We start from the raw sequence: 5,505 nt of genomic DNA, 5'->3' as shown, positions 1-5,505 counted from the left end.
TCACGGCGGGCGCTCACGGCGGGCGCTCACGGCGGGACACGAACGGCGCACCGCGAGGCGACTCGCGATGCGCCGTCGATGGCGGACCCGGCCGGGCCTGCCGAGGTCAGTGCTCGACCGGGCACCCCTTGGTGCCGTAGTCGACCTGGAACTCCTTGATGCCGTTGAGCCAGCCCGAGCGCAGCCGCTGCGGGTCGCCGAGCTTGGTGATGTCGGGCAGGTGATCGGCGATGGCGTTGAAGATCAGGTCGATCTCCAGGCGGGCCAGGTTCGCGCCGATGCAGAAGTGCGCGCCGGTACCGCCGAAGGACAGATGCGGGTTGTCCGCCCGCATGATGTCGAACTTCTCCGGGTTCTCGAAGACGTCCTCGTCGAAGTTGGCCGAGCGGTAGGCCAGCACCAGGCGCTGGCCCTTCTTGATCTGCACGCCGCCGAGCTCGACGTCCTCGAGGGCGGTGCGCTGGAAGGAGGTGACCGGGGTGGCCCAGCGGATGATCTCGTCGGCGGCGGTGGCCGGGCGCTCCTTCTTGTAGAGCTCCCACTGGTCGGGGTTCTCCAGGAAGGCGATCATGCCGTGCGAGATGGCGTTGCGGGTGGTCTCGTTGCCCGCCACCGCCAGCATGATCACGAAGAAGCCGAACTCCTCCTCGGTGAGCTTGTCGCCGTCGACGTCGGCCTCGATGAGGGTGGTGACGATGTCGTCGGCCGGGCAGGCCTTGCGCGCGGCGGCCATCTGGTAGGCGTAACCCAGCACCTCGGCGGAGGCGACCACCGGGTCGGCGTCGTTGTCCGGATCGTCGTAGCCGGTCATCTGGTTGGACCAGGTGAAGACCTTCATCCGGTCCTCCTGCGGGATGCCGATCAGCTCGGCGATCGCCTGCAGCGGCAGCTCACAGGCCACCTGGGTGACGAAGTCGCCCGAGCCGGCCTCGGCGGCGGCCTTGACGATCTGCTCGGCCTTGGCGGAGAGCTCCTCGCGCAGGCCGTTGATGGCGCGCGGGGTGAAGCCGCGGGAGATGATCTTGCGCAGCTTGGTGTGCTCGGGGGCGTCCATGTTCAGCAGGACGATCCGCTGCAGCTCGATCTGCTCGCGCGCGATGTCGTCGTTGAAGCGCGGAATGGCGGTGTTCTCGAAGTTGGAGAACACATCGCTGCGCCGGGACACCTCTTTGATGTCGGCGTGGCGGGACACGACCCAGAAGCCGTCGTCGTGGAAGCCGCCGACCTCCGGCGGCTGCGGGTTCCACCAGATCGGGGCCGACCGGCGCAGCTCGGCGAATTCTTCGACCGGAAGTCGCTCGGCGTAGATGTCGGGGTCCGTGACGTCGAACCCTTCCGGCAGATTCGGGCGGGCGTTCCGAGTCTCAACCACCAGATGTCTCCTTCACCGCAGTATGCCTCGATCGCAGATTGCCTACGTCGACAAACTGAAACACGTTCTACAATCAATTCCAGCACAGCAGGCTGCACTAGTAAAGAAAACCAGCACAACCGGCTGTCACACGTTCCAGTTTCCCTAGAGGAAGGTTCCCGATGGGCACTCCCGTCATCGTCGAGGCCGCACGCACCCCGATCGGCAAGCGTCGCGGCGCTCTGGCCGGCCTGCACGCGGCCGAACTCCTCGGCCTGGCCCAGCGCGGCCTGCTCGACCGGGCCGGCCTCGACCCCGCACTGGTCGAACAGGTCATCGGCGGCTGCGTCACCCAGGCCGGCGAGCAGTCCAACAACGTCACCCGGGTCGCCTGGCTGCACGCCGGACTGCCCTGGCAGGTCGGCGCGAGCACGGTCGACGCGCAGTGCGGTTCGGCCCAGCACGCCGCTCACCTGATCGCCGGGCTCATCGCCACCGACGCCATCGAGATCGGCATGGCCTGCGGCGTGGAGGCCATGAGCCGAGTTCCCCTCGGCGCCAATGTCGGCGAGAACGCGGGCCCGCGCCGCCCCGCGTCGTGGCACATCGATCTGCCGAACCAGTTCGAGGCCGCCGAGCGAATCGCCAAGCGGCGCGGCATCACTCGCGACGACGTGGACGAGCTCGGCGTGCGCTCGCAGCGACTGGCCGCCCAGGCCTGGGCCGAGGGCCGCTTCGATCGCGAGGTCCTCCCGGTGATCGCGCCGGTGGTGGACAAGGAAGGTAATCTCACCGGCGAGCAGCACGAGGTGACCCGCGATCAGGGTCTGCGCGAGACCACCAAGGAGGGACTGGCGAAGCTGAAGCCCGTACTCGAGGGCGGCGTGCACACCGCGGGCAGTTCCTCGCAGATCTCCGACGGCGCGGCCGCGGTGCTGCTGATGGACGAAAAGACGGCCCAGCGCGAGGGTTTGCGCCCGCGTGCGCGGATCGTCACCCAGGCACTGGTCGGCGGCGAACCCGAGTTCCATCTCGACGGCCCGGTGCAGGCCTGCTCCCGGCTACTGGAGCGGTCGGGTATGAGCATCGGCGACATCGATCTGTTCGAGATCAACGAGGCCTTCGCCTCGGTCGTGCTCTCCTGGGCCCAGGTGCACAAGCCGGATATGGACCGGGTCAACGTCAACGGCGGCGCGATCGCCCTCGGCCACCCGGTCGGCTCCACCGGATCACGGCTCATCACAACGGCTTTGCACGAGCTCGAGCGCACCGGCGGCAGCACGGCGATGATCTTGATGTGCGCGGGCGGAGCGATGGCGACCGGCACCATCCTCGAGCGGCTCTAGGCGAATAGTCCGAATTCCGGCCGCACGTTGAACGTTCATCCGAACCGTCCCGAAACGTGTCGTACGCCACACCATCCACCCCGGAGCAAAATGCATGAGATGTCAGCTATCCGATAGTTATCATAGGATGAATTTTGAAGATGCTTTCGACGGGCTGGAACCGGGGCGTACCGGCCCTCCATCAGAGACGTTGGGGTGACCCGCAAACGCACCGGGGACCGCGCGTCAGCCACATCCGAGCCAGGATTCCCCCAGGAAAACCCGAATCAGGCGTAGGTTTTCAGTTACTGAGCCGCTAATATCAATGATAGGTATCCGAGATAACGACTGTTAGTACAGTGAAGGGAATTGGGCGGCTCACAATGGCTGATTTCGCGGCGCGGCTGAACAAGCTGTTCGAAACCGTGCATCCCCCGGGGCGCAAGCCTCACACCAACGCGGAGGTGGCGGCTGCGCTGACCGCCTCCGGTCATCCGATCTCGAAACCGTATCTGTCGCAGCTGCGGTCGGGACAGCGGACGAATCCGTCGGATGAAACGGTGGCGGCACTGGCCAAGTTCTTCAAGGTCAAGCCGGACTACTTCTTCAACGACATCTACGCGGCCAAGATCGATCACGATCTGGAGCTGCTGTCCCAGCTGCAGGGCTACGGACTGCGTCGCTTGTCGAGTAGGGCGTTCGACCTCTCCGAAGAATCGCAGAACCTGCTGACCTCCATGGCGGAGAAGTTGCGAGCGAGCGAAGGCTTGCCCGAAATTCCTCCGGACGGAACGGAATAGACGCACCGGCGACGCGGGCAGTGCGGCCTTCGGGCCGCACTGCCCGCGTTCTGCCCACCGCTCGCCTCGGTGTGCTCACATCGCGACGTCGGCCCCGTGCGGGTGACGCCGGGTGGCGGGCAGGACGGGACTAATTCGCGTTTCGGCGTCCCGCGCGGAAACTCACTATTGCAAGTACAGACGTGCGTGCATTTCCGCGAACGGATACCTACCTCGCCGAAACGTTCGAGACAACACTTCCGGTGATCGCGCAGCGATCACGAATCTCTGTGACAAGACACCGAACTCGAGGTGTTCACCCGAGAGGGATCACAGTGCCCAGCTATTGCCCTCGACCTCACAACGGGACGCCCACCGCAGTGAGGTCAGGAACGCTGTGCCGCGGCGCCTCTCACCAGCAGAGCCTCGTCGGAGGCGTCGAAGGCCCGGGCGATCGCCCGCACCCAGCCACGCGGGCTGATGCCCTCCGGCGGCGCGATCCAGCGTGCGTCGACGACCGTCTCGCCCAGGGGGTTACGTGCCCAGCGTGCCACCCGCTCGGCCCGCGCGGGTATGTCGGCCGGCGGCGGACCCGCGGCGACCAGCTCGACGCCACTGCCCGACTGCAGATACAGCGCGTCCATGATCTGTGCGATCTGGTCGGAGGCACGCAGCTGAGTGGACGTACTCGGCTGTTCGTGGGCGACCACCTCGGGGAAACGCTCGAGCATCGTCCGGTGCAGCGCCTTGGTCTCGCGCAAGGTCTGCTTGGCGCGCATCCACAGTTCCACCACGATCCACACCGCGCCGAGGGATATCAGCGCCGCAGCCGCCGACCAGATCGGCCAAGCCCATTGCGGCTGGCCGTAATCGGCCGGGCCCGCGCCGGTCCACGAGCGCCATGCCCGCAGCGCGGCGAGCACGCCGACCACGGCCGAGCCCGCGGAGTAGATCGCGATGCCGCGCCCCAGCGCGGTCCAGTCCAGATTGCGCACGCCGGTGAGCACGATGAACCCGCACGCGGGCACCAGCGCCACCCAGCCCGCGGTGAACGACCCCAGCAGCGCGGCGAGTATCGCCAGCGCGCCGATCCCATAGATCACCAGGGCGATCTGGCGCAGATTGCGCCGTGACACCACCGGCCAGGCCGCCGCGGCCACCACCGAGGTGGCGGTGGCGAAGGCGATCCAGGCCGCCAGGTGCACGCCGTCGGAGAGCAACCCGGGCGGCAGCCCACCGGGACGCAGATTGTCCAGTGCGAGTGCGATTTCCGGGACCGCGACGGTGGCGGCGGCACCGACCGCCGCCACCGCGATCACGATCGCCACGCGCGGGGTTGTCGCGGGGCGCACCAGCACGCGGCCGATACGGGCCCCGACGGCGATCCAGACCAGCAACGCCGTGAGCCAGACGATCATCCGAGAGCCTCATCGAATCGTAGGGCCGAGACGCCTGCGCCCCGGCTGTTGAACACGCGCAGCCGGGTCATCAGCATCGCGGCGAAAGTCTCGGCCTCCCACTCGGCCATCTCGTCCGCGCCGTCGTCGACGATCTGCTGGTGCGCCCGCTGGCTGAGCATGTAGGCGATCAAGTCGTCGCTCGCCGCGAGGGTGACCTCGGCGGCGGGCGCGCCTTCGTGGTCGAACACGATGTGCCCGAGTTCGTGGGCCAGGGTGTGCTCCCGGCTGGGCAACGAGGTCGCCAGCACGATCACATCGCGGTCCGGATAGAAGCGTCGCTGGCCGCAGACGCCCGGGCCGAGGTCGGCGTCGGCGATCTCGATTTCGCGCATCCGCTCGGCGGAGATGGCGGCGACCACCTCGTCGAGGGTGGTGGCATCGAAGTCGGCGGCGACCGCGCAGACCGCGTCGACCGCGGCCGCGACCCGGCGGTAGGACCGTGAACTGCTCTGGGTTCTGCTCTGGCTCATGCTCGTCCTCACAACCTCGGGCCGAAGAATTCGGCGCGCGCGGCGTCGACTCGGGCTTGGGCGGCGGAGGCGCTCTGGAAACTGACCGCGCCCGCACCCGCGGCGACCAGCGCCATCGCC

General features: G+C 67.6%; 5 protein-coding genes. 2 read left to right on the top strand and 3 right to left on the bottom strand.

Annotated elements, in window-relative coordinates; all coding sequences use genetic code 11:
• Nucleotides 1-106: 106 nt before the first annotated feature.
• Nucleotides 107-1,372, bottom strand: coding sequence for a cytochrome P450 (locus tag ON26_RS02390; RefSeq protein WP_040794290.1), 1,266 nt, complete (start codon nucleotides 1,370-1,372; stop codon nucleotides 107-109).
• 161 nt (nucleotides 1,373-1,533) lie between these two features.
• Between ON26_RS02390 and ON26_RS02385 the strand changes: the two genes are divergently transcribed.
• Nucleotides 1,534-2,697 (top strand): steroid 3-ketoacyl-CoA thiolase, encoded by a 1,164-nt coding sequence (locus tag ON26_RS02385; RefSeq protein WP_040794289.1) that lies wholly within the window; start codon nucleotides 1,534-1,536, stop codon nucleotides 2,695-2,697.
• A gap of 362 nt (nucleotides 2,698-3,059) precedes the next feature.
• The gene (locus tag ON26_RS02380; RefSeq protein WP_011207048.1) at nucleotides 3,060-3,476 is read left to right on the top strand and encodes a helix-turn-helix domain-containing protein; all 417 of its coding nucleotides are present in this window, start codon (nucleotides 3,060-3,062) and stop codon (nucleotides 3,474-3,476) included.
• Between the two features lie 365 nt (nucleotides 3,477-3,841).
• Here the strand turns inward: ON26_RS02380 and ON26_RS02375 are convergent, their stop codons facing one another.
• Together ON26_RS02375 and ON26_RS02370 are read right to left on the bottom strand one after the other, a co-directional pair.
• Entirely contained in the window at nucleotides 3,842-4,873 is a 1,032-nt protein-coding gene (locus ON26_RS02375; RefSeq protein WP_051026559.1) for a hypothetical protein, read from the bottom strand.
• Complete coding sequence (locus tag ON26_RS02370; protein ID WP_040794288.1) at nucleotides 4,870-5,385, bottom strand: M78 family metallopeptidase domain-containing protein; 516 nt, start codon at nucleotides 5,383-5,385, stop codon at nucleotides 4,870-4,872. The genes ON26_RS02375 and ON26_RS02370 overlap by 4 nt, the downstream gene beginning before the upstream one ends.
• Nucleotides 5,386-5,505: the final 120 nt, after the last annotated feature.

The organism is Nocardia higoensis NBRC 100133 (assembly GCF_000308595.1).
Classification (GTDB): domain Bacteria; phylum Actinomycetota; class Actinomycetes; order Mycobacteriales; family Mycobacteriaceae; genus Nocardia; species Nocardia higoensis.
The sequence above is the reverse complement of the archived record's forward strand: the minus strand, read 5'-3'. Positions and strand labels throughout refer to the sequence as shown.

Coding starts and splice junctions, on each gene's coding strand:
- ON26_RS02385 (WP_040794289.1), top strand. CDS start 1,534: ATGGGCACTCCCGTCATCGTCGAGGCCGCACGCACCCCGATCGGCAAG.
- ON26_RS02380 (WP_011207048.1), top strand. CDS start 3,060: ATGGCTGATTTCGCGGCGCGGCTGAACAAGCTGTTCGAAACCGTGCAT.
- ON26_RS02375 (WP_051026559.1), bottom strand. CDS start 4,873: ATGATCGTCTGGCTCACGGCGTTGCTGGTCTGGATCGCCGTCGGGGCC.
- ON26_RS02370 (WP_040794288.1), bottom strand. CDS start 5,385: ATGAGCCAGAGCAGAACCCAGAGCAGTTCACGGTCCTACCGCCGGGTC.